Here is a 22,093-nt window from a genome sequence, read left to right on the forward strand (position 1 = left end):
GGAACGCGCTGCATTCTGTCAAAGCAGCATTGAGAATGCAAGCCCTGCACGAATTTTTTCCAGCGCCAGCGTTGCGGGCACGCCAGGGGCACCGGCCATCTTCCCGGCACGCTCGGCCATGGTCAGCGGAAAGCAGGCTTCAAGTCCGCCATAGACCATATCCGGCCAGACCGCATGGGGCACGTGCATGCCTCTGGATACCACGCGCGCATCGCCGCCGGTCAGCAGCAACGGCAGCGCCACGCCGTGCTGATCGCACACTTCGCTATACATGCGATGCACCGCGCTGGTGGCCGCCATGTAGATGCCGTGATTGACCGCATCCACGGTTGAACGCCCCGGCGTGAGCAGGGTGTCGGCCTCTTCCTCGGGGTCGATGGACACGTTGCGCGTGCCCAGCTTGAGACTTTCTTTCATCAGCCGCAGCCCGGGGACAATATAGCCGCCCATATGCGCGCCGCCGGGCAGCACAAAGTCCACGGTGATCGCACTGCCGCAGTCTACCGCGCAGCAGCCGCCGGCCAGCTGATAGCCGGCAAGGGCACCCAGCCAGCGATCAACCCCCAGTCGCCACGGCTCGCCGTAGCCGTTGGTCACGCCCAGCGCTTCACGGGTTGAGCGGGCCACGTGAACCTGGGGCACACGCCGACGCAGCAGCTCCACGGTTTCATCCAGCACCGCGTGGCGCGCTACGCTGGAAATGCGCACTGCTTCGACGACATCGAGATCGGGAATATCCGACCCCGGGCGCCATTCTTCACGCGTCCATACGGCCCCGCGAGAACGGATTTCGCTACTTTTGGTGTCTTTCAGCCGCCATTTTGACAGCGTATTACCAATATCCAGATCCAGAATCATAGCCGCCTGCGTACGCTGATTTCACCGCCGGCCAGCCGCCGGTCATGGCCGTCTTCGCACACCCAGAGATTACCGCCGGCATCGGCCTCGCCGGCCACCGCTGCGCTGCGCGCGTTGCCTACCAATACATCGACCGCTTGCCCGGCGTAGGCGTGGCGCTGGTTCCACGCCGCCTGCCAGGCGCCAAAGCCATGGGTCTCGAAATTGACCAGCATGCCCAGCAGTCCGGCCACTACGTCGGCGGCAAGCGCGTTGCGGTCGATGTCCGGGCAGGCGTCAGCCAGCGCCGCTACCGGCTGGCCGATGGCCTCACGCATGGCGGGCGGCAGCGACAGGTTCATGCCCATCCCGATGACCACGTCACACGGCCCCGCCGCATCGCCCGTCACCTCCACCAGAATACCGGCCAGTTTGGCCAACGCGCCGTCAGGCGTTGCCAGCAGAATATCGTTGGGCCACTTGAGCTGCGGCCGGGCACCGTGTTGCTCAAGTACCTGCGACACCACCACGCCCACCGCCAGACTCAGCCCCTCAAGCGCGGCCACGCCGCTGTCAAAGCGCCAGCCGACCGAGAGCATCAGGCTCTGCCCCCAGGGCGTCGTCCACACTCGGCCGCGCCGGCCGCGCCCGGCGGTCTGCAGTTCGACAAAGCACACCTCGCCGTGGCCGGCGCCCTGCCCGAAGCGCTGGCGGACATATTCATTGCTCGACGGCAGCGTGTCTTCCACAAACAGCCGAGCCAGCCGGCGCCGTGCCGCGGCGGGAAGATGTGCCACGATGCGCGCACCGTCCAGCGGCGTCAGCGGCTGCACCAGACGATAGCCGCGCCCCTTGACGGCATCCAGCTCGACGCCCATTGCTTCCAGCTTTTTCAGCTGCTTCCATACCGCCGCCCGCGAAATGCCCAGGGACCCGCCCAGCTGCTCGCCGGAATGCACCTCGCCGTCGCTTAACAAACGCATCAGGTTGCCGATGGTCATGTGCCTGCCCCGCCTGGGAAAACGGCTATCTTACCGGATGCGCTGCAGCCGCGAAAAGCATCTTGCCCCCGACCTAAGTCGTGCCGCGCCGAACACTGTCATCGCGCGTCTCTTGACGACCGTCTTCCACATCGTTTAAAGACAAAGCTAGCCGTGACGTGCTTCCTCCCCCTATAATGCTGCCCTATTTTTTTCAAGCAGGATCGCTTCGTGATCGAGAACCTTCGCAACATCGCCATCATCGCCCACGTCGACCACGGTAAAACCACGCTGGTTGACAAACTCCTGAGCCAGTCCGGCACGCTGGACCGCAAGGCCGAAGGGCAAGAGCGGGTCATGGACTCCAATGACCAGGAAAAAGAACGCGGCATTACCATCCTGGCCAAGAACACCGCCATTCAGTGGCAGAGCGACGCCGGCACCGACTACCACATCAACATTGTGGACACGCCCGGGCACGCAGATTTTGGCGGCGAGGTGGAACGCGTCCTCTCGATGGTCGATTCGGTACTGCTGTTGGTTGATGCCGTTGACGGCCCCATGCCGCAAACCCGCTTTGTGACCCAGAAAGCCTTTGACCAGGGCCTCAAGCCGATCGTCGTAGTCAACAAGATCGACCGCCCCGGCGCGCGGCCGGACTGGGTCATCGACCAGATCTTTGACCTGTTCGACAACCTCGGCGCCACCGACGAGCAGCTCGATTTTCCGATCATCTACTGCTCGGCGCTCAACGGCGTTGCCGGCCCCGAGCCGGAAGAAATGGCCGACGACATGTCGCCCATGTTCCATTCCATCGTGGATATCGTCCAACCGCCCCAGGTGGAAGTTGACGGCCCCTTCCAGATGCAGATCTCGGCGCTTGACTACAACAGCTACGTCGGCGTTATCGGCCTCGGCCGCGTCACACGCGGCAGCGTCAAGCCCAACCAGCAGATCACCGTGATCAGCAAGGAAGGCAAAGAGCGTAAAGGCAAGGTTGCCCAGGTCATGACCCACATGGGTCTTGAGCGCGTGCAAACCGACGAAGCCACCGCCGGTGACATCATCTGCATCACGGGCATCGAAAACCTGGCCATTTCCGACACGCTGTGCGACCCGGCCGCTGCCGAAGCGCTGCCGCCGCTGTCGGTCGACGAACCCACCGTGTCGATGACCTTCCAGGTCAACGATTCACCGTTTGCCGGCAAGGAAGGCAAGTTCGTCACCAGCCGTAACATCAAGGATCGTCTTGAGCAGGAGCTGATCCACAACGTCGCGCTGCGCGTGGAAGAGGGCGAGACCCCGGAGAAATTCGTCGTTTCCGGCCGCGGCGAGCTGCACCTGTCGGTACTCATCGAGTCCATGCGCCGTGAAGGCTTCGAGCTGGCCGTAGGCCGTCCGGAAGTCATCATTCGCGAGATTGACGGCGAACAGCAAGAGCCCTACGAAGAAGTCATCATCGACTGCGAAGAGCAGCACCAGGGCTCCATCATGGAAGAGCTCGGCTACCGCAAGGGCGAGATGACCAACATGAACCCTGACGGCAAGGGTCGCGTACGTCTGGACTTCTTGATCCCCGCGCGCGGGCTGATCGGTTTCCGTGGCCAGTTCATGACGCTGACCTCCGGCACCGGCATCCTCACCAGCCGCTTTGACCATTACGGCTCGCTCAAGCCCGATGCCGGCACCGAACGCCGCAACGGCGTACTGGTGTCCATGGCCACCGGCAAGGCCGTGGCCTACGCGCTGTTCACCCTGCAGGACCGCGGCAAGATGCTCGCCGAGCACGGCACCGAGGTCTACGAGGGCATGCTCATCGGCATCAACAACCGTGCCGACGACATGGCCGTCAACCCGACCAAGGCCAAGAAAGTCGACAACATGCGCGCCTCGGGCACCGATGAAAACCTGGTGCTGACGCCGCCCGTCCGCTTTACCCTTGAACAGGCTATCGAGTTCCTTGACGACGACGAGCTGGTGGAAGTTACCCCCAGCCACATCCGTCTGCGCAAGAAGCACCTCACGGAAAACGAGCGCAAGCGCGCCAGCAAGAAGTAAGCCGCAACGGCTTATCGCGCGGCCCGCTGCGCACTCTCAACAGCCCGCCTCGGCGGGCTGTTTTTGTGTCTGGCCTCGGCGTTTCCAGCCCGCTTCTAGCCCCTGTCGATGCCATCGCGGCGGCGCGCACGGGCGCGCTGAGCACGCTTGCGTCGGTAAAGCCGCGCCAGCGCAACACCCAGCGCGGCGGCCACCATCAGCCCCAACGTTACCCCCTGCCACGGCCGCGCGGCATCGCCCAGCACGGTTTCCAGCATGATGATCGCGATCAGCCCCGCTGCCTGAGAGCCGATCGCCAACGCCCGCAAAGGATCATAGGTGGGCTGTGCCATAAAGCGCCTCCGGTTGTCGCTGTCGCATGATAAAGTCGCCCATTGTATCCGTTTAAAGGACCCCATGGGATGAGACCATCATGAATGCCATCGCACTAGGACCGGTGCTGCTTTCACTGCCGCGCCTGTACGCGCTGGCCTGCGCTCTCTTGTTGCTGGCCGGCGCGCGCTATTTTTCCAGTCTGCCGACCGCAACGCGCAAGCGCTGGTTCAGCGGCGTGGTCATTGTCTGGGTAATTGCCGCAAGGCTGGGTTACGTGGCGCTCAACGCCGAAAGCTACGCCGCCGAGCCGCTGGCCGCACTCAAGCTCTGGCAGCCCGGCTATCACGGCGCCATCGGGCTGATGGGCGCGCTGGCTTACAGCGCCGTGATGCTGCGCTGCCGGCTTGGCGCGCTCATGCGCATCGCGTTACTGCTGCTCGCCACCTTCGGGCTGTGGCTCGGGCTGGCGGCATTTTCTCCGCTGGGCGACAGCGATGCCCCGCGCACCCTACCCGACATTACCCTGGACGATCTGGACGGCAACCCCGTAGCGCTTGCCCAACTGGCAGAAGGCGACGACACGCCGGTAATCGTCAACCTGTGGGCGACCTGGTGCCCGCCGTGCCGGCGCGAAATGCCGCTGCTGGAAGAATTCAGCCAGCGCGACGACGTCCGCGTCGTCATCGTCAATCAGGGCGAAGACCTGCTGCCGGTGGTGCGCTATCTGGACAATCAAGGACTTAACTTTGACACCGCCCTGCGCGACCCGCAGCAGCGGCTGATGGCGGCGTTTGAAACGCCCGGCCTGCCCACTACGCTGTTGCTTGACGCCCGCGGCCGCGTGCAGCAACGCCACGCCGGCGAGCTGACCCGGGCCACGCTGAATCGCTGGCTAAGCGACTGATACGCCTGCGTCAGGATCCACCGGCACGACTAAACCTTTCGTCGCACCTTAATCCTCCCGCCGCTTTGCGTTAGAATCCCCCGCCCCTAATGCGCGGCCGGTTTTCCCGCCGGGCGCGCTTGTCCCGATTTACTGCATCCTCCGAGGCACCATGAGCGAATTTTCTCCCGGCCAGCGCTGGATCAGCGACGGCGAAGCCGAACTCGGGCTTGGCACCGTCCTTAACGGCGACCCCCGCAGCGTGACAATCCTGTTCAGCGCCAGCCAGGAAACCCGCACCTACAACACCCGCCAGGCCCCGCTCACCCGCGTTGCCTTTGGCAGCGGCGACCGTGTCATCGCCGCCGACGGCTGGCAGATGACCGTCGACGACAGCCGGGAGCATCAGGGGTTGATCATCTACCTCGGCAAGGACGCCAACGGCGACGCCTGCGAACTCCCCGAAACCAAGCTCGCCGACACCATGCAGTTTGATCAGGCCCGCGACCGGCTGCTGACCGGCCAGGTGGATCGCAACGACTGGTTCGACCTGCGCTTTCGCACCCTGCACCACTACCAGCGCACCGAAAAGCACCCGGCGCTGGGCTTTGCCGGGCCGCGCATTGACCTGATTCCCCACCAGCTCTACATCGCTGACGAAGTCGCCCGCCGCCATGCACCACGCGTGCTGCTTGCCGACGAAGTGGGGCTGGGCAAAACCATCGAAGCCGGGTTGATTCTGCATCGCCTGCTGCTCGCCGGCCGCGTCGAACGCGCGCTGATCGTGGTGCCCGACAGCCTCACCCACCAGTGGCTGGTCGAGCTGCTGCGGCGTTTTTCGCTCAGCGTCACCCTGCTTGACGAAAGCCAGAGTCAGGCACTGGGTGAAGGCAACCCCTTTGACAGTGGCCAGATCATTCTCGCCAGTCAAGGATGGCTGTTCGCCAATCCCAACCGCCAGCAGCAGGCGCTCGCCAGCCGCTTTGATCTATTGGTTGTCGATGAAGCTCACCACCTCGACTGGCGCGAAGACGGCAGCGGCGCCGGGTACCAGTGCGTCGAGGCATTGGCCGCCGAGATCGACGGGCTGCTGCTGCTCACCGCCACCCCCGAACAGATGGGCGTGGAGAGCCATTTTGCCCGCCTGCGCCTGCTCGACCCCGAGCGCTACCACGATATCGCCCGCTTCAAGGAGGAAGAACGTCACTACGCCGACGTCGCCGCCGCCATCGAAGCGCTCGACGCGCTGCCGGAAAGCGCTGACGCCCGCGCCGCGATAGACGCAGTAATCGACGACCGCGAAAGTCAGGCGCTGCTGGCAACGCTTGCCAACGCTGAAGCCAGCGACGAGCAGCGGGACACCGCGCGCGACCAGCTGCGCGATGCCCTGCTTGACCGCCACGGCACCGGCCGGGTGATGTTTCGCAACAGCCGCCGCCACGTAGGCGGGTTCCCCGAGCGCCGCCTGCACACGGCCACGCTGGCGCTGCCGTCGGCCTACCGCCGGGTGCTGCGTCGGCTGGAGCGCGACGAGGACTACCTCGACGAACTGCTGATCGAAACCGGTCTGGACCACCCGGACGTGCTGATCTACCCCGACGCCATGTACCGCGAACTCTCGAGCGATCCGCTCAACGCCGAGGACTGGTGGCACGTCGATCCGCGCATCAACTGGCTGCTCGAGCAGCTGAGCGACGACAGCGGCAGCGGCTTTGCCGGCGAAAAAGTGCTGGTCATCGCCCACCACCGCGAAACCGCCGAAGGCGTGGCCGAAGGGCTGCGCACGCTGGGTGGCTATCACGCGCCGGTGTTCCACGAAGACCTCTCGCTGATCGAACGCGACCGCGCCGCCGCGGCCTTCGCCGACGAAGAAGACGGCTGTCAGGTGCTGGTGTGCTCGGAAATCGGCTCTGAAGGCCGCAACTTCCAGTTCTGCCGCCATCTGGTCATGTTCGACATGCCCCAGCACCCCGACCAGCTGGAACAGCGCATCGGCCGGCTGGATCGCATCGGCCAGCAGCACGCCATCGAGATCCACGTGCCCCAGTTCGAGCACAGCCCCGGCGAACGGCTGATGCGCTGGTATCACGAAGGCATGGATGCGTTCAGCGCGCCCCACGGCGTGGGCAGCGACCTGTTCGAGGCCTTTGGCGATGCGCTGGCCGACGCCCTGCTGGACGACGAGGAGCTCGACGCAATCATCAGCGAAACCCACGCGATGTACACCGCCAAGCTTGCCGAGCGCAACGCCGGGCGCAACCGCCTGCTGGAGCTCAACGCTTGCCGCCCCGCACGCGCCGCACGCATTATCGACGCGGTCCGCGAGCTGGACGCCGACAAGGCGCTGCCGCGCTACGTCGAGCGCGCGCTGGATATTTTCGGCGTCGACAGCAAGGACATCGGCGAGGGCCTGATCCACCTCAAACCCAGCCAGCAGATGCTCGACGGCCTGCCGGGGCTGGCCAAGGGCGAAGACGGCTTTACCGCCACCTACAACCGCGACAAGGCGCTGGCCCGGGACGACGTGCAGCCGCTTTCCTGGGAGCATCCGCTGGTGCGCGAAATGATGGGGCGCATCGTTGACGGCACCATGGGCAACACCGCGCTGGCGCTGTTCAAGCATCCGTCGATTCCCGGCGGCCGGCTGATGGCCGAGCTGGTGTTTCGCACCCACTGCCCGGCGCCCAAGCGGCTACACCTGAACCGCTTTCTGCCGCCCACCGCCGTGCGCGTGCTGCTCGACGAATCGGGCGCCAACCTGACCGACAAGATTTCCTTTACCGGGCTGGGGAAAAACCTGCAGAAGGTCAATAAATCGCTCTCGCGGGACCTGATCAAAAGCCGCCACGATCAGCTGCGCGGACTACTCGATCAGGGCGAAAGCGAAGCCGAACGCGAGCTTTCCAGCATTGTGGAAGGCGCCGAGACGCGTATGCGTGCCCAGCTCGACGGCGAACTGGCGCGCCTTAACGCGCTGGCCGAGCACAACCCCGCCGTGCGCGACGCCGAGCTTGCCGCGCTGGAAAGCGAACGCGCCGCCCTGAGCGACGCGATTGAAACCACCCGCCTGCGCCTTGACGCCGTGCGGGTGGTTATCACCGTGGACACCGACGGCTAGCGCGGGGCTCCCGGGCGTGAAGACAAAATGGCCTCCAGCGCGCGGTCAAGCGTGCGATAGCGAAAGGTAAACCCCGCCTGCTGCAGGCGCACCGGACGCATATCTGCCCCGGTCAGCAGCAGGCGCGACATTTCCCCCAGCCCCGCCTTGAGCACAAAGGCGGGCACCGGCAGCACCGCCGGACGATGCAGCGCCTGGCCCAGCGTGCGAGTAAACTCGGCGTTGGTCACCGGGTGCGGCGCACTGGCGTTGAACACCCCGCTGGCGGATTCGCGCTCGAGCAAAAACAGGATCGCGGCGACCAGGTCATCGCGATGAATCCACGGCATGAACTGGCGCCCGCTGCCAAAACGCCCGCCTAGCCCCCACTTGAACGGCGGCAGCATTTTCTGCAGGCTGCCGCCGCCTTCGCCCAGCACCAGCCCGATCCGCACAGTCGCCGTGCGCACGCCAAGCGCGGCCACTTCCTGCGCCGCCGCTTCCCACTCGGCGCACAGCCGGTGGGCAAACTCCTCGTGGGGCGGCGTGTCTTCGCTGACCACGGTATCGTCCTGATCGCCATCGTTTTGCTCACCGTAGTAGCCCATGGCCGAGGCCGATACCAGCGCTCGGGGCAGCGCCTCACCGGCTTCTTTCAGCTGCTCGCAGAGCGCAACAAGATCGCCGGTGGCGCGCAGGCGGGAGTCGATCAGCTCGTGCTTTTGCGCCTCGCTCCAGCGCTTGGCGGCGATCGACTCACCGGCCAGATTGACCAGCGTCTCGGGCGGCGTATCGGCAAAGGCCAGGGCGCTGTCGCGCACGTCGCAGCCGTCCGGCAGCTGCTCGCGCGCACGCGCCGGCGAGCGCGACACCACCTGCAGCTCGTGCCCCTGACGCGCCAGTGCCTGGCACAGCCGCTGGCCGACAAAACCGCTGCCGCCGGTAATCAGTACACGCATAAAAGACTCCTTTCCCGAGATAAGACGCTAATAAAGCTGCGCTTATATTGTACGTTAATTATACGACTCTGCTACATTGTGGCTGACGGACACGCTGCCGACACGTTTTTCAGCGCTCTTTTTTCAAAATGCGTTTTTCAGGACTTTTTTCAGGACATCGCCATGACCGATCATTCATCTTCCGCGGCGAATAACGTTGGCGATAACGCGGCTGCAGGCCGCATAGCCATTATCGGTGCGGGTATCGCCGGGCTTGCCTGCGCCCGGGCGCTGACGGATGCCGGCCTGCCGGTGACGCTGTTTGACAAGGCGCGCGGCCCCGGCGGGCGCATGTCGAGCCGCCGCCGTCCCGATGCCATTATCGACCTTGGCGCCCAGGCGTTTAGCGCCCGCGATCCGGCGTTTATCGCCGAGCTGGATGCCTGGCGGCGTGCCGGCTGCGCCGAGCGCTGGCCGACGCATGCCTACCGCGCCAGCAACGCGGGCTGGCAGCGGCTCAGCGACGATCGCGAACGCTTTACCGGCGCACCGCGCATGAGCGCGATCACCCGCCATCTGGCGCAAACGCTCGCCGCCCGTGGCACCGCTCTGCACGCCGGCACCCGGGTCAGCGCGCTGGAACGCCACGCCGACGGCTGGCAGATCCGCACCGACGCAGGCGCCGCGTTCGGGCCTTATACAGAGGTCGTCGTGGCCGTGCCGCCGCCCCAGGCCGAGCCGCTGGTACAACCCTGGGACAACACCCTCGACGCACTTTGCCAGCGCCTTGAGCAGCGCGCCTGCTGGGCAGGCTGGGCGATATTCGCCGCCCCACTGCCCGTCCCGGACGGCGTTACCGAAAGCTGGCAGCAGGCGCACTTGCAACATCCGGCGCTGCGCCTTGTCTCGCGCAACCAGACCAAGCCCGGGCGCGAACACCAGCCCGAAAGCCTGAGCCTGCTGGCCCACACCGAGTGGAGCGAAGCGCACCTGGAAGACGACGCCGAGCACGTGGCGATGACCCTGATCAGCGCGCTCAAAGCGCTTTTTCCGGCGTCGCAGCCGCTACCCGAGTTGGTCGACCACGGCGCTCACCGCTGGCTTTACGCCCAGCCGGCCGAACCGCTTGCGGCGATGCCCGACGCCGGCTTTGCGCTGGGCCACGCGGGCCTGTCGCTGTGCGGCGACGGTCTGCGCGGCGGTCGCGTGGAGGAGGCCTGGCTGTCCGGCCACCGGCTGGGCCAGACGCTTGCGGGTTGTGCTTGAATGCCACAAGTTGTACAAAGGCTACGTGTATAAGATCCGCCACACTTTTTTGACTGACGTGTTTGCATCACGGCTTTTCACCCATGGTTTCCACACCGGTTTTACCACGGCATCCAAGAGGCACAGGCGCCCATGAGCCACAAGGCGACCCATCCCCCCGACACCCCGCTGTATCCCATCCGGGAAGTGTCCCGGCTGACGGGGGTAAACTCGGTGACCCTGCGCGCCTGGGAGCGGCGTTACGGCCTGATTTGTCCGCAGCGCACGCCCAAGGGCCACCGCCTCTACGCTCAGGACGACATCACCCGTATCGAGCGTATTTTGCAGTGGCTCAATCGCGGCGTGTCGGTCAGCCAAGTGGCAGAGCTGCTCAACCAGCCGGAAGCCGTGGAAACCCCGGTCCCCGCCAGCCACGACTGGGAAAGCCAGCGCCAGCAGCTGATCGCGCTGGTCAATGCGCTGGACACCGCAGGGCTGGAGGCACTTTATCACCAGAGTCTGGCGCTCTACCCGCTGAGCGTTGCCATCAACGAACTGTGGCAACCGGCCATCAAGGCCCTTGAGGCACGCTGGCAAAGCGCGCCGGATGCGCTGGCGCAGCGCACCTTTGAGGCGCTGCTGCGCAGCCAGGTGGGAATTCGCCTGTACTATGCCAACAAGGCCACCCGCGGCCCGCTGGTGATGATCGCGCCGATGCCCGACGAGCCCGGCCCGCTGTGGGTGCTGATGACCGCGCTGCTGGCGAGCGAACACGGCTATCGCGTGCAGCTGATGGATCGCCACCTGCCGCTCGACGCGCTGCCCCAGGCGGTGACTCGCCTGCACGTCTCTCTGGTGCTGTTCGCCAGCGGGCAGGTGGAAAACGACGCCCATGTTCATCAGGCACTGCCCGAAGCTGCTGCGACGCTCGGCGTGCCGGTGGGTCTCTGCGGCGACATCGCCCGCCGGCGCGAGGGCGAATTCAACGACGGCCGCGTCCATCTGCTGGGCGACGACCTGCCCCGGGCCGTTGCCCGCCTGCGTCCGCTGCTGCGCGAAGCCGGCGTTTTATAGCCGACTTTCGGGAGACGGTATGACCTTGCAGCTAGTCTGGTTTCGTAACGACCTGCGCATTCACGATAACCGTGCGCTCGCCGCCGCGGCGGCCAAGGGGCCTATCCTCGGCGTATTTCTGCCCAGCGTGGCCCAGTGGCAGGCCCACGGCCACGGCGCCAGCAAGGTCGACTTCTGGGCGCGGGGCGTCAGCGCGCTCAAAGACGCGCTCCACGGGCTCAACATTCCGCTGGTGCAGCGCAACACCGACACCTTTGACCGGGCGCCCGAGACGCTGCTGGCCATTGCCCGGGAATACGGCGCCCAAGCGCTGCACTTCAACCACGAATACCCGCTCAACGAACGTCGCCGCGACGACGCCGTGCTGGCCGCCTGTGCCCGCGAAAACATTGCTGCCCACGGCCATCACGATGCCGTGGCGTTTGCGCCCGGCGAACTGCTGACCGGCAAGGGCGACTATTACGGCGTGTTTACCCCCTTCGCCAAGGCCTGGCACCGCCAGATTACCGCCGAGCGTCTGGCGCTTGATGACGCGCCGACCGCCCAGACGCCGCTGGATATTCACATCGGGGCGTCCGACGACGCGCTTATCGCGCCTGACACCCAACCGGCGGATACGGCCGTTGACCCGCAACGCTGGCCGGCCGGCGAAGACGCCGCTGCCGATCAGCTGGCACGCTTTCTGCGCTTTCGCGGCCGCTACTATAATGTCCAGCGCGACTTTCCCGCGGTCAGCGGCACCAGCGAGCTGTCGCCCTATCTGGCGCTGGGGATGATTTCTCATCGCCAGTGCCTGCAGGCGGTCATGAGCGAAAATAACGGACAGCTGGCCGAGGGCGATGCCGGGCTGGGTACCTGGGTCAACGAGCTGGTGTGGCGCGAGTTTTATCAGCACGTGGCAGCGGGCTTTCCCCAGGTGTGTCGCCACCAGCCGTTCAAGGACAATACCCGCGCACTGGTGTGGCGCGACGACGACGCCGGCTTTACCGCCTGGTGCGAAGGGCGCACCGGCTACCCGCTAGTAGATGCCGCCATGCGCCAGCTGGTCGCCACCGGCTGGATGCACAACCGCCTGCGCATGGTCACGGCGATGTTTCTGGCCAAGCATTTGCTCATCGACTGGCGCCGCGGCGAAGCGTTTTTCATGCGCCACCTGATCGACGGCGAGTTTGGCGCCAACAACGGCGGCTGGCAGTGGGCGGCGTCCACCGGCACCGACGCCGCGCCGTATTTCCGCATCTTCAACCCCACCACCCAGTCCACCCGCTTTGATCCCGACGCCGCGTTTATCGCCCGCTGGCTACCCGAGCTTGCGCCGCTTGTGCCCAAAGCGCGCCACAATCCACCCGCCGCAGAACGCTCGCAGCTGGGCTATCCTCAGCCTATTGTGGAGCACAAGGCTGCTCGCCAGCGCGCACTTGACGCGTTCAAAGCGCTCTAAACGATCGCCGCAGAGGATGAGGTTGCCATGTCACAGCGTACGCCGCTCGACGCCTTTTGCGCCTTCTTCAACAAGCTGGACAAAAGCTGTACAGAAAAGCTGTACACTGTATATACTCAAGACGTGACGTTTATCGACCCGCTGCATCGCATCGACGGTCGCGACGCGCTGGAAGGGTATTTTGCCGCGCTCTACGACAACGTCCGCTACTGCCGGTTTACCTACCACGACGCCCGGCAGGACGGCGACATCGCCTTTGTCACCTGGACGATGCATTTTGCCCACTCGCGACTTGCCGGCGGGCGGGATATCAGCGTAGACGGCTGCACCCGGCTGCAGTTTGCCGCTGACGGGCGCGTCAGCCAGCAGCGCGACTACTTCGACGCCGGCGCCATGCTCTACGAAAACGTACCGCTGCTGGGCAGGGTCATCCGCTTTTTAAAGCGCCGGGCGAGCGGCTAGAACCGCGCAGATACAAGCAGGCCAGCCAACAGGAGATCTCATGGGCACATGGACCACCCCTCAACGCATCTGGCTGACCGGCGCCACCTCGGGCATTGGCAAGGCGCTGGCCGAGCGGCTGCTGGATGACGGCCATCGCGTCGTATTAAGCGCCCGCAGCGACGACAAGCTGGCCGCCCTTTGCCAGGGCCGCGACAACGCCACGGCGCTGGCGCTGGATATCAGCGACCGCGAGGCCGTGCAGGCCGCGGGCCAGCGCATCGAAGCCGAGCTTGGCGGGCTGGACGTGGCGCTGTTCAACGCCGGCACCTGCGAATACCTCGACACCCGCGACTTTGATATGGCGCTGGTCGAGCGCGTGTTCACGGCCAATTTGTACGGCACGCTTTACTGCGTAGAAGCCGCCCTGCCGCTGCTGCGCGCCGCCCGCCGGGAAGGCCGCCCCGCGCTGCTGGCCGCCACCTCCAGCGCCTCGGCCTATCTACCCTTGCCCCGGGCCGAGGCCTACGGCGCCTCCAAGGCGGCAGTGAGCTATTTTCTCGAATCACTGCGTCTCGATCTGGCCACTGAGGGCATCGGCGTCAGCGTGATTCATCCGGGCTTTGTCAAAACCCCGATGACCGAGCAAAACGATTTCCCCATGCCGATGCAGGTCAGCGTCGAACAGGCCGCCGATGCCATTCTTGGCGGGCTTGTCAAAGGGCGGCGGGATATTCACTTTCCCAAACGCTTCACCTATATCGTCAAGCTGCTGGGCATCCTGCCTCCGGCGCTGCGCTTTGCCGTGGGCGAGCGCATGGTGCGCAAGGAGGACCAATGAGCGCTCAGGGCGCGCAGCGCATCGCCGTCATCGGCAGCGGCATCAGCGGCATGGCCGCCGGCTGGTATCTTTCCGCACGCCACGAAGTGACGCTGTTTGAGGCCGCCTCGCGCCTTGGCGGGCACACCGCCACGGTGGACGTCGCCGTCAACGGCAACGACTACGCCATCGATACCGGCTTTATCGTCTTCAACGACTGGACCTACCCGCACTTTCAGCGTCTGCTGGAGGCGCTTGAGGTGCCTGCACAGCCCACCGAAATGAGCTTTTCGGTGCACGAAACCGAGCGCGACTTCGAGTACAACGGCCACACCCTGAGTTCGCTGTTTGCCCAGCGGCGCAACCTGGTGTCGCCCGCGTTCTACCGCTTGCTGCGCGAGATCATGCGCTTTAACCGCGAGGCTACCCGGGATCTTGACCAGCAGCAGCTGGAAAGCGCCATGACGCTGGGCGACTATCTTGACCAGAACGGCTACGGCGACGCCTTCCAGCGCCGCTACCTGCTGCCCATGGGTGCCGCCATCTGGTCGGCCAGCCTTGACGACCTGCGCGGCTTTCCGCTGGCGTTTTTCGTGCGCTTTTTTCGCAATCACGGGCTGTTATCGCTCACCAACCGGCCCCAGTGGTACACCGTGGCAGGCGGCTCCCGGGCGTATATTCCCGCACTGACCGCGCCCTACGCCGAGCGTATCCGCCTGAATACGCCGGTCACAGCGATCACCCGGGACACCACGGGAGTCACTGTCACCACGGCGTCGGGCAGCGAACGCTTTGACCGCGTGGTGCTGGCCTGCCACGCCGATCAGGCGCTGGCGTTGCTGGTTGATGCCTCCCCCGCCGAGCGCGACGTGCTGGGCGCCATGCCCTATCAGGACAACGAGGTAGTGCTGCACACCGACACCCGCCTGCTGCCACGGCGCCGCCGCGCCTGGGCGAGCTGGAACTATCGCCTTGACCGGCGTGGTGTCCGTGACGGCGTCTCGGTAACCTACAACATGAACATTCTCCAGCGCCTGAATGCCGATACCACCTTTTGCGTCACCCTCAACGACAGCGCCAGCGTTGACCCAACGCAGGTACTGGGGCGCTTCACTTACGCCCACCCGCGCTTCACGCTGGAAGGCCAGGCCGCGCAGGCGCGCCACGGCGAGATTTGCGGTGCACCGGCGACCCACGGGCGCACCCACTTTTGCGGCGCCTACTGGCGCAACGGCTTTCACGAAGACGGCGTATGGAGCGCGCTACGCGTGGCGCGGGCACTCGGCTGCGACGAACCCGCCGTCCCCCCGGCGGCGCCCACGGCGCTGCCCGCCCATGACTTATTACCCGACGCCGGGCCGGGAGATATGGGATGACACAGCGCACCGTAGCCGCCCCCAATGCCGACCTCCAGCGTTCACAGGTACGCTCACGCGTGTATCGCGGCACCCTGCGCCACCGGCGCTTTACACCCTGCCGGCACGAATTCGCCTATCAGGTATGGATGGCGTGGCTTGACCTCGACGAGCTGCCCGCACTGTTTGACGGCGTGCCCGGCTTCAGCGCCCGTCGCCCGGCGCTGGCGCGCTTTCGCCGCGAAGACTATCTGGCGCCGGCGGATATCCCGCTGAAGGACGCCGTGCGCCAGCGCCTGACCGACGAGCTGGGCGACGCCCCCGACGGGCGCATTTGCGTGCTCACCCAGCTGCGCGTGCTGGGAGCGGTGTTCAACCCCGTCACCCTGTACTACGCCTTTGATCGCGACGACCGCCTGGCCGCGATACTCGGCGAGGTCACCAACATGCCGTGGCGCGAGCGCACCGGCTATGCCGCCGCCGTTGACCCGTCCCGCCACAGCCACGCCGCCCGCTTTGCCAAAGCCATGCACGTTTCGCCGTTCAACCCCATGGCCATGACCTACCGCTGGCGCTTCAACACCCCCGGCGAGCGGCTGATGATGCACATGGAAAACTGGGCCGCCGACGAACAGGGCATTGAGCGCCGCCACTTTGACGCCACGCTCACGCTGACGGGCGCGCCGGCCACGCGGCGCGCGCTCACCGGCACGCTTGCCCGCCAGCCGTGGATGAGCCTGAAAACGCTGGCCGGCATTCATCTGCAGGCGCTCAACCTATGGCGCAAACGCGCGCCCATTTACGACCACCCCGGCCCTCATAACGATTCGAAAAACCATCGGGAGACGCCACGATGACGAGCGTAAACTCACTTCCCGCCGCCCGTCAGGCAGCCCCCCACAATCGCCTGACGCGCTGGCTCAAACCGCGCTTGCTCAAACAGCTTGATGCGCTTCAGGGCGGCACCATCACGCTGGTGGAAGACGGCGTAAGCCGGCGTCTGGGCCAGGGCGGGGCGCTTGAAGCGACCGTGGTCATTCGTCATCCGCGCGCATGGAAACGCCTCGCGCTGGGCGGCACCGTCGGCGCCGGCGAAGCCTATATGGACGGCGACTGGGAAGCCGATGATCTGGTAGCACTGGTACGGCTGTTTGCCGCCAATCTGGAGCGGGTCAACGCGCGGATGGAAAACGGCAGCGCCCGGCTGGCGCGCTGGCTGCTGGCCGGCGCCTATCGCCTGCAGCGCAACAGCGCCAAGGGGTCGCGGCGCAACATTGCCGCCCACTACGACATCGGCAACGCGCTTTTCGCCACCTTTCTGGACCGCAACCACTGGATGTACTCAAGTGCGGTATTCCCCCGCCCCGAGGCAAGCCTTGAGGAGGCGTCCACCTACAAGCTCGACCGCATGCTCGACAAGCTCGACGTGCGCCCCGAGCACCACCTGCTGGAAATCGGCACCGGCTGGGGCGGGCTGGCCATTCACGCCGCCCGCACCCGCGGCTGCCGAGTGACCACCACCACGATCTCCGACGAGCAGCACGCCCACACCGCACGGCGCATTGAAGAAGAGGGGCTGGGTGAGCGCATCACCCTGCTGAAAGAAGACTATCGCGCGCTGACCGGCACCTACGACCGGCTGATTTCGGTGGAGATGATCGAAGCCGTGGGCCATCAATATCTGGATACCTATCTGGCCAAGATCGACAGCCTGCTGACCGCCGACGGCCAAGCCATGCTGCAGGCCATCACCATTCGCGACCAGCGCTTTGAGTCTGCCAAGCGCGAAATGGATTTCATCAAGCGCTATATTTTTCCCGGCGGCTTTCTGCCCTCGCACCACGCCATTCTCACCAGCCTGTCGCGCAAAACCACGCTTAACGCGCTGGCGCTGGACGACATCGGCCTGCACTACGCGCGCACGCTGCGCGAATGGCGTCATCGCTTTGAAGCACAGCTGGAACAGGTGCGCGCGCTGGGCTACGACGAACGCTTTATCCGCATGTGGCGCTACTACCTGTGCTACTGCGAAGGCGGTTTTCTCGAACGCTCCATCGGCACCTGCCAGCTGCTGCTGGCCAAGCCCGGCGCACGCCCGGTGATGCCTGCCGCTGCGCCATGAAACGCCTCTGGCCGCTTTCGCACCGGGGCCGCGCGCTGCTATTCAACGCGCTGGCGTTCGAGGCCGGCTGGTTGGCCTGCGTGCTGGGTGGCTCAACCGTGGCGCTGGGGGCAGGTGTCCTGCTGATCGGCTTTCATCTGTGGCGGGTGGCCGATAGCGGGGAGTGGCGTTTGCTGGGCGGGCTTGCCCTGGCGGGGCTCTGCATTGACGGCGGCTTCGCACTGGCCGGCGGCTTTACCTTCAACGAGGCAGCGCAGCCCGTATGGGATGCCGGGCCGTTGCCGCTGTGGCTCTGGATGCTGTGGCCGCTGTTTGCCACCTTGGTGCGTCATTCGCTTGATTGGCTGTGGCGCTATCCATGGCTAGCGACACTTTGCGGCGGTACGGGCGGCGCGCTTTCCTACTACGGCGGCAGCGTGCTGGCGGGCGTGGAGCTGGCCGTTTGGCTGCTGCCCGCCGAGGCGCTGGTGTGGGCGCTGTTATGCGCGCTGCTGTCGTACCATAAGCGCGGCTAAACCCACGCTCTGCTACATGGCCTGCTGCATCTGCGCGGTTTCAACCTGCGGCTGGGCTTCGGTCAGCCAGCGCGCTTCCAGCTCGGTCACCGGCAGCGGACGGGAAAAATAAAAGCCCTGCACGGATTCACAGCCGGCATCAATCAAGAACTGCCGCTGCACCTGGGTTTCCACGCCTTCGGCCACCACGGAAAGCCCCATGCCTTCGGCCATGGCTAGTACGGCCTTGACGATCGCGGCATCGGCCACGCTGTCGGGCAGCTCGCGGATAAAAGCGCGGTCAAGCTTGACCTTGTCCACCGGCAAGCGCTTCAAATAACCCAGCGACGAATAGCCAGTGCCAAAGTCGTCAATGGCCAGAGGAAAGCCCAGCCCCCGCAGCGTTTCCAGCCGGGGCCCCATGTCGCCGGCGCGTTCGTCAAGCAGCACGGACTCGGTCAGTTCAAGGCCGATCTGCGACGGCATAAGGTGGTAGCGCTTTAAACAGCCGGCCAGCTGGCTTTCCAGATCACCCTGAAACAGCTGCAGCGCCGAGATATTCACCCACACGGTGGTATCGGGCATGGCCGTATTCTGCCAGTGGGCCTGCTGGGCGCAGGCCTTTTCCACCACCCAGGAGCCCAGCTCAGCCATCAGCCCGTGACGCTCGGCCAGCGGGATGAAGTCCCCCGGTGAAATCATGCCGTCGCGCGGATGACGCCAGCGTATCAGCGCCTCCATGCCGGTCAGCGCCCCGGTAGCAGGATGGTGCTGGGACTGGTAGAAAAGCTCCAGCTGATCACCGGCCACCAGCGCCGCACGTAAATCGCTCACCAGCGCCAGCTGCGGATTATCCTGCTGGTCAAGCGCCGGGCGAAACCGCAGGCTGTGATTGCGCCCCTGACGCTTGGCGCTGTAAAGCGCCGATTCCAGCCGTTGAAACAGCACGCCCGAATCGCGCCCGTCTTCCGGCGCGCGGCAGCTGCCCATGGTCAGCCCCAGCCGCAGGGTCTGCTGGTTGATATCAAATGGGCGGCACATGTGCTCGCGCAGCCCGGCCATCCAGTCGTCGTGATCGTCAAAGGTGGTGGTGCGAATCACCAGAAACTCGTCGCCCCCCAGACGCCCCACCACGCTGCCGGCCACGTGGCCCGCCAGGCGCTGCGCAAAGCGCCCCAGCAGGCGGTCGCCTTCTTCCACGCCGAAGCTGTCGTTGACGATTTTCAAGCCGTCGATATCAATCAGCGCCATATCCAGGCTTTCGCCGGCGCGCAGGTGGCGCAGCCGCGAGGCCATCAGATCGTGCAGTCGCCGGCGATTGGGCAGCCCGGTCAGCGGGTCTTCAAAGCCGATGCGCCGCAGATCATTTTCACGCGCTTTCTGGGCCGAAATATCGGCATACAGGCCGATAAAGTGGCTGATTTCGCCGCGCTTGTCGGTCACCGCGCGAATCTTGACCCATTCCGGATATTCATCGCCGTGCTTACGCCGGCTCCACATTTCGCCTTCCCAGCGTCCGGTGGTGCGCAGCGTCTGCCAGAACTTCTGGTAAAACGCTTTATCGTGGCGCGCGGCAGACAGCGTTTCGAGCTGGCGCCCGATAATTTCAGCGCTGGTAAACCCGGTGATTTCAGTAAACGCCGGATTAACCGCCAGCACGCGGTTCTGCGCGTCGCTGACCACCACGGCGTCGCCGGCAAGGCTGATGGCATCCTGAGACAACCGGGCGCGCTGGCGCTGTGTGAGCACCTGCCGCCAGGCGTCCCACATACCGATGGCCACCACGCCTGCCGCCACCATGCGCATAGCCACACCGGGGATCCAGATGCAGGCCGGCAGCGCCACAAGCGCTGCCCACACCAACGGACGGTTGAGTGAAACATAAGGCCACATGAAAATTGGCAATCCTTGAAAGTGAATCGTAACGGCGGCGCACTTATGATGCGGCGCTGCGCCCGTGGATGCCCAGCATTAAGTTAATAATGCGTTTATTGTGCTAAAAAATTCAAACGCTTTACATGAAAAAGCACTCACTTTTCTATCGGCCGATGAGTAAAAAACTATAGCCTGGCGGTTAAAGCCGAGGGCAGACGTGCATTAAAGTGTTTCGGGAAGTAGACTAGACGTGGCCTTGCGGGTCGCGTCCCGGAACCCTGCTTCGGCACAGGTGCCGCACGCGGCCTACAATAATTTCGATACTTGGAACGATTCAGTGACCAAGCAATACTCTTTTGATCGCGAAGACCTGCTGACCTGCTCGCGCGGCGAGCTTTTTGGTCCAGGCAACGCACAGCTTCCGGCACCTAATATGCTGATGCTTGACCGCATTACGCATATCAGCGAGTCCGGTGGCGAATCCGACAAAGGCGAGCTAATTGCCGAGCTGGATATCAGCCCTGACCTATGGTTTTTTGACTGCCATTTTCCCGGTGATCCGGTAATGCCCGGCTGTTTGGGGCTCGATGCCATGTGGCAGCTGGTGGGCTTTTATCTCGGCTGGCTTGGCCACCCGGGTCGCGGCCGCGCGCTTGGCTGCGGCGACGTCAAGTTTTCCGGCCAGATTCTGCCCGAGGCGAAAAAAGTCACCTACCGTATCAACATTAAGCGCGTAATTACGCGGCGTCTGATTCTGGGTATGGCCGACGGTACGGTTTCCGTCGACGGGCGCGATATTTATCAGGCTAACGACTTGCGCGTTGGCCTATTTACCTCCACCGCGAACTTTTAACAGGAGGCTCCCATGCGACGAGTGGTAGTCACCGGCCTGGGCATCGTGTCGTGCCTGGGCAACGATCAGCAACAGGTGTTGGACGCGCTGAAAAACGGCCGCAGCGGTATTCGCTTTAAACAAGCGTATGCCGATCTGGGGTTTCGCAGCCACATCGCCGGTAGCGTCGACATTGACTTAGAAGCGCTCATTGACCGCAAACTGCGCCGTTTTATGGGCGATGCGGCGGCGTATGCCTACGTCTCGATGGCCCAGGCGATCGAAGACTCGGGGCTGACGCACGAGCAGGTCTCCAACGAACGTACCGGGTTGATCGCCGGCTCCGGCGGCGCGTCAAGCGCCAACCAAGTCGAAGCCGCCGATATACTGCGCGACAAGGGGCTGCGCCGGGTGGGCCCTTACCGGGTCACCCGCACCATGGGCAGCACCGTCTCCGCCTGCCTGTCCACGCCGTTCAAGATCAAGGGCGTTAATTACTCGATTTCCTCGGCCTGCGCCACATCAGCACACTGTATTGGCAGCGCCATGGAACAAATCCAGCTAGGCAAGCAGGATGTGGTCTTTGCCGGCGGCGGCGAGGAAGAACACTGGACGCTGTCCTGCCTGTTCGACGCCATGGGTGCGCTTTCGACCCACTACAACGACACCCCGGACAAGGCCTCGCGCCCCTACGATCAGGCGCGTGACGGTTTTGTGATTGCCGGCGGTGGCGGCATGCTGGTGCTTGAAGAGCTTGAGCACGCCCGTGCCCGCGGCGCCAAAATCTACGGCGAGCTAGTGGGCTACGGCGCCACCTCTGACGGTCACGACATGGTCGCGCCGTCCGGCGAAGGTGCTACACGCTGCATGCGTCAGGCCATGGCCACCGTCGACGGCGATATCGACTACATCAATACCCACGGCACCTCGACGCCGGTGGGCGATGTAGCCGAGCTCAAGGCCGTGCGTGAAGTCTTTGGTGACACCACCCCGGCGATGAGCTCAACCAAGTCGCTAACTGGACACTCCTTGGGCGCTACCGGCGTGCAGGAAGCCATCTACTCCCTGCTGATGATGCAGCACGAGTTTGTGGCGGCCTCGGCTAACGTGGACACCCTCGACGAGCAGGCCGACGGCTTTGATATCGTCACACAGCGCCGCGATGGCGTCCGGCTGGAGCGCGTGCTTTCCAACAGCTTTGGCTTTGGCGGCACCAACGCTTGCCTGGTATTTGAGCGCATGACGGATTAATCCATCGCCCGCGTTCACGCACATAAAAACGGCGC

At 64.7% G+C, this 22,093-nt stretch carries 19 protein-coding genes; 14 read left to right on the forward strand and 5 right to left on the reverse strand.

All coding sequences use genetic code 11. The annotated features are described in order from the left end of the window. Positions 1-18: 18 nt before the first annotated feature. Together B5495_RS08005 and B5495_RS08010 are read right to left on the reverse strand one after the other, a co-directional pair. Positions 19-858, reverse strand: coding sequence for a type III pantothenate kinase (locus B5495_RS08005; protein ID WP_079552789.1), 840 nt, complete (start codon positions 856-858; stop codon positions 19-21). Beyond that, entirely contained in the window at positions 855-1,838 is a 984-nt protein-coding gene (locus tag B5495_RS08010; RefSeq protein ID WP_079552791.1) for a biotin--[acetyl-CoA-carboxylase] ligase, read from the reverse strand. The genes B5495_RS08005 and B5495_RS08010 overlap by 4 nt, the downstream gene beginning before the upstream one ends. Positions 1,839-2,048: 210 nt before the next feature. Between B5495_RS08010 and typA the strand changes: the two genes are divergently transcribed. Next, positions 2,049-3,875, forward strand: a complete 1,827-nt coding sequence (gene typA / locus B5495_RS08015) for a translational GTPase TypA (protein ID WP_079552793.1) — start codon at positions 2,049-2,051, stop codon at positions 3,873-3,875. A gap of 95 nt (positions 3,876-3,970) precedes the next feature. On the opposite strand, the gene B5495_RS08020 is transcribed toward typA, so the two are convergent. Next, positions 3,971-4,207 (reverse strand): hypothetical protein, encoded by a 237-nt coding sequence (locus B5495_RS08020; RefSeq protein ID WP_079552795.1) that lies wholly within the window; start codon positions 4,205-4,207, stop codon positions 3,971-3,973. Positions 4,208-4,287: 80 nt separating this feature from the next. On the opposite strand from B5495_RS08020, the gene B5495_RS08025 reads away from it, so the two are divergent. Both B5495_RS08025 and rapA read left to right on the forward strand, forming a co-directional pair. Beyond that, entirely contained in the window at positions 4,288-5,094 is an 807-nt protein-coding gene (locus B5495_RS08025; protein ID WP_079552797.1) for a TlpA family protein disulfide reductase, read from the forward strand. Positions 5,095-5,245: 151 nt separating this feature from the next. Beyond that, complete coding sequence (gene rapA, locus B5495_RS08030; protein WP_079552799.1) at positions 5,246-8,191, forward strand: RNA polymerase-associated protein RapA; 2,946 nt, start codon at positions 5,246-5,248, stop codon at positions 8,189-8,191. Here rapA and B5495_RS08035 read toward each other — a convergent pair. Then, positions 8,188-9,129 (reverse strand): TIGR01777 family oxidoreductase, encoded by a 942-nt coding sequence (locus B5495_RS08035; RefSeq protein WP_079552800.1) that lies wholly within the window; start codon positions 9,127-9,129, stop codon positions 8,188-8,190. The genes rapA and B5495_RS08035 overlap by 4 nt on opposite strands. A 162-nt stretch (positions 9,130-9,291) precedes the next feature. Here B5495_RS08035 and B5495_RS08040 point away from each other — a divergent pair, with 162 nt between their 5' ends. The 9 genes from B5495_RS08040 to B5495_RS08080 all read left to right on the forward strand — a co-directional run bounded on the left by B5495_RS08040 (position 9,292) and on the right by B5495_RS08080 (position 18,121). Continuing rightward, complete coding sequence (locus tag B5495_RS08040) at positions 9,292-10,374, forward strand: NAD(P)/FAD-dependent oxidoreductase (RefSeq protein ID WP_079554973.1); 1,083 nt, start codon at positions 9,292-9,294, stop codon at positions 10,372-10,374. 132 nt (positions 10,375-10,506) lie between these two features. Continuing rightward, entirely contained in the window at positions 10,507-11,427 is a 921-nt protein-coding gene (locus tag B5495_RS08045) for a MerR family transcriptional regulator (protein ID WP_079552802.1), read from the forward strand. A gap of 19 nt (positions 11,428-11,446) precedes the next feature. After that, positions 11,447-12,868 (forward strand): deoxyribodipyrimidine photo-lyase, encoded by a 1,422-nt coding sequence (phrB, locus tag B5495_RS08050; protein WP_079552804.1) that lies wholly within the window; start codon positions 11,447-11,449, stop codon positions 12,866-12,868. A 27-nt stretch (positions 12,869-12,895) separates the two neighbouring features. Continuing rightward, positions 12,896-13,330, forward strand: a complete 435-nt coding sequence (locus tag B5495_RS08055) for a nuclear transport factor 2 family protein (RefSeq protein ID WP_079552805.1) — start codon at positions 12,896-12,898, stop codon at positions 13,328-13,330. A gap of 40 nt (positions 13,331-13,370) precedes the next feature. Then, complete coding sequence (locus B5495_RS08060) at positions 13,371-14,150, forward strand: SDR family NAD(P)-dependent oxidoreductase (protein WP_079552807.1); 780 nt, start codon at positions 13,371-13,373, stop codon at positions 14,148-14,150. Then, on the forward strand, positions 14,147-15,505 hold the full coding sequence (locus tag B5495_RS08065; RefSeq protein ID WP_079552809.1) for an NAD(P)/FAD-dependent oxidoreductase: 1,359 nt from the start codon (positions 14,147-14,149) through the stop codon (positions 15,503-15,505). Before B5495_RS08060 ends, B5495_RS08065 begins: the two co-directional genes overlap by 4 nt. Continuing rightward, positions 15,502-16,341 (forward strand): DUF1365 domain-containing protein, encoded by an 840-nt coding sequence (locus B5495_RS08070; RefSeq protein ID WP_079552810.1) that lies wholly within the window; start codon positions 15,502-15,504, stop codon positions 16,339-16,341. Before B5495_RS08065 ends, B5495_RS08070 begins: the two co-directional genes overlap by 4 nt. Then, positions 16,338-17,606 carry an SAM-dependent methyltransferase gene (locus B5495_RS08075; protein WP_079552812.1) on the forward strand — a complete coding sequence of 423 codons (1,269 nt, stop codon included), beginning with the start codon at positions 16,338-16,340 and terminating at the stop codon, positions 17,604-17,606. The genes B5495_RS08070 and B5495_RS08075 overlap by 4 nt, the downstream gene beginning before the upstream one ends. Next, a complete protein-coding gene (locus B5495_RS08080; protein ID WP_079552814.1) occupies positions 17,603-18,121 on the forward strand; it encodes a DUF2878 domain-containing protein in 519 nt (172 codons plus the stop codon). Before B5495_RS08075 ends, B5495_RS08080 begins: the two co-directional genes overlap by 4 nt. 12 nt (positions 18,122-18,133) lie before the next feature. Here B5495_RS08080 and B5495_RS08085 read toward each other — a convergent pair whose 3' ends face one another. Continuing rightward, positions 18,134-19,993: a putative bifunctional diguanylate cyclase/phosphodiesterase gene (locus tag B5495_RS08085; protein ID WP_079552816.1), complete on the reverse strand. Its 1,860-nt coding sequence runs from the start codon at positions 19,991-19,993 to the stop codon at positions 18,134-18,136. Between the two features lie 319 nt (positions 19,994-20,312). On the opposite strand from B5495_RS08085, the gene fabA reads away from it, so the two are divergent. Further along, on the forward strand, positions 20,313-20,828 hold the full coding sequence (gene fabA, locus B5495_RS08090) for a 3-hydroxyacyl-[acyl-carrier-protein] dehydratase FabA (RefSeq protein WP_079554975.1): 516 nt from the start codon (positions 20,313-20,315) through the stop codon (positions 20,826-20,828). A gap of 12 nt (positions 20,829-20,840) precedes the next feature. Further along, complete coding sequence (gene fabB / locus B5495_RS08095) at positions 20,841-22,058, forward strand: beta-ketoacyl-ACP synthase I (protein WP_079552817.1); 1,218 nt, start codon at positions 20,841-20,843, stop codon at positions 22,056-22,058. Positions 22,059-22,093: the final 35 nt, after the last annotated feature.

This window comes from Vreelandella subglaciescola (assembly GCF_900142895.1).
GTDB lineage: Bacteria > Pseudomonadota > Gammaproteobacteria > Pseudomonadales > Halomonadaceae > Vreelandella > Vreelandella subglaciescola.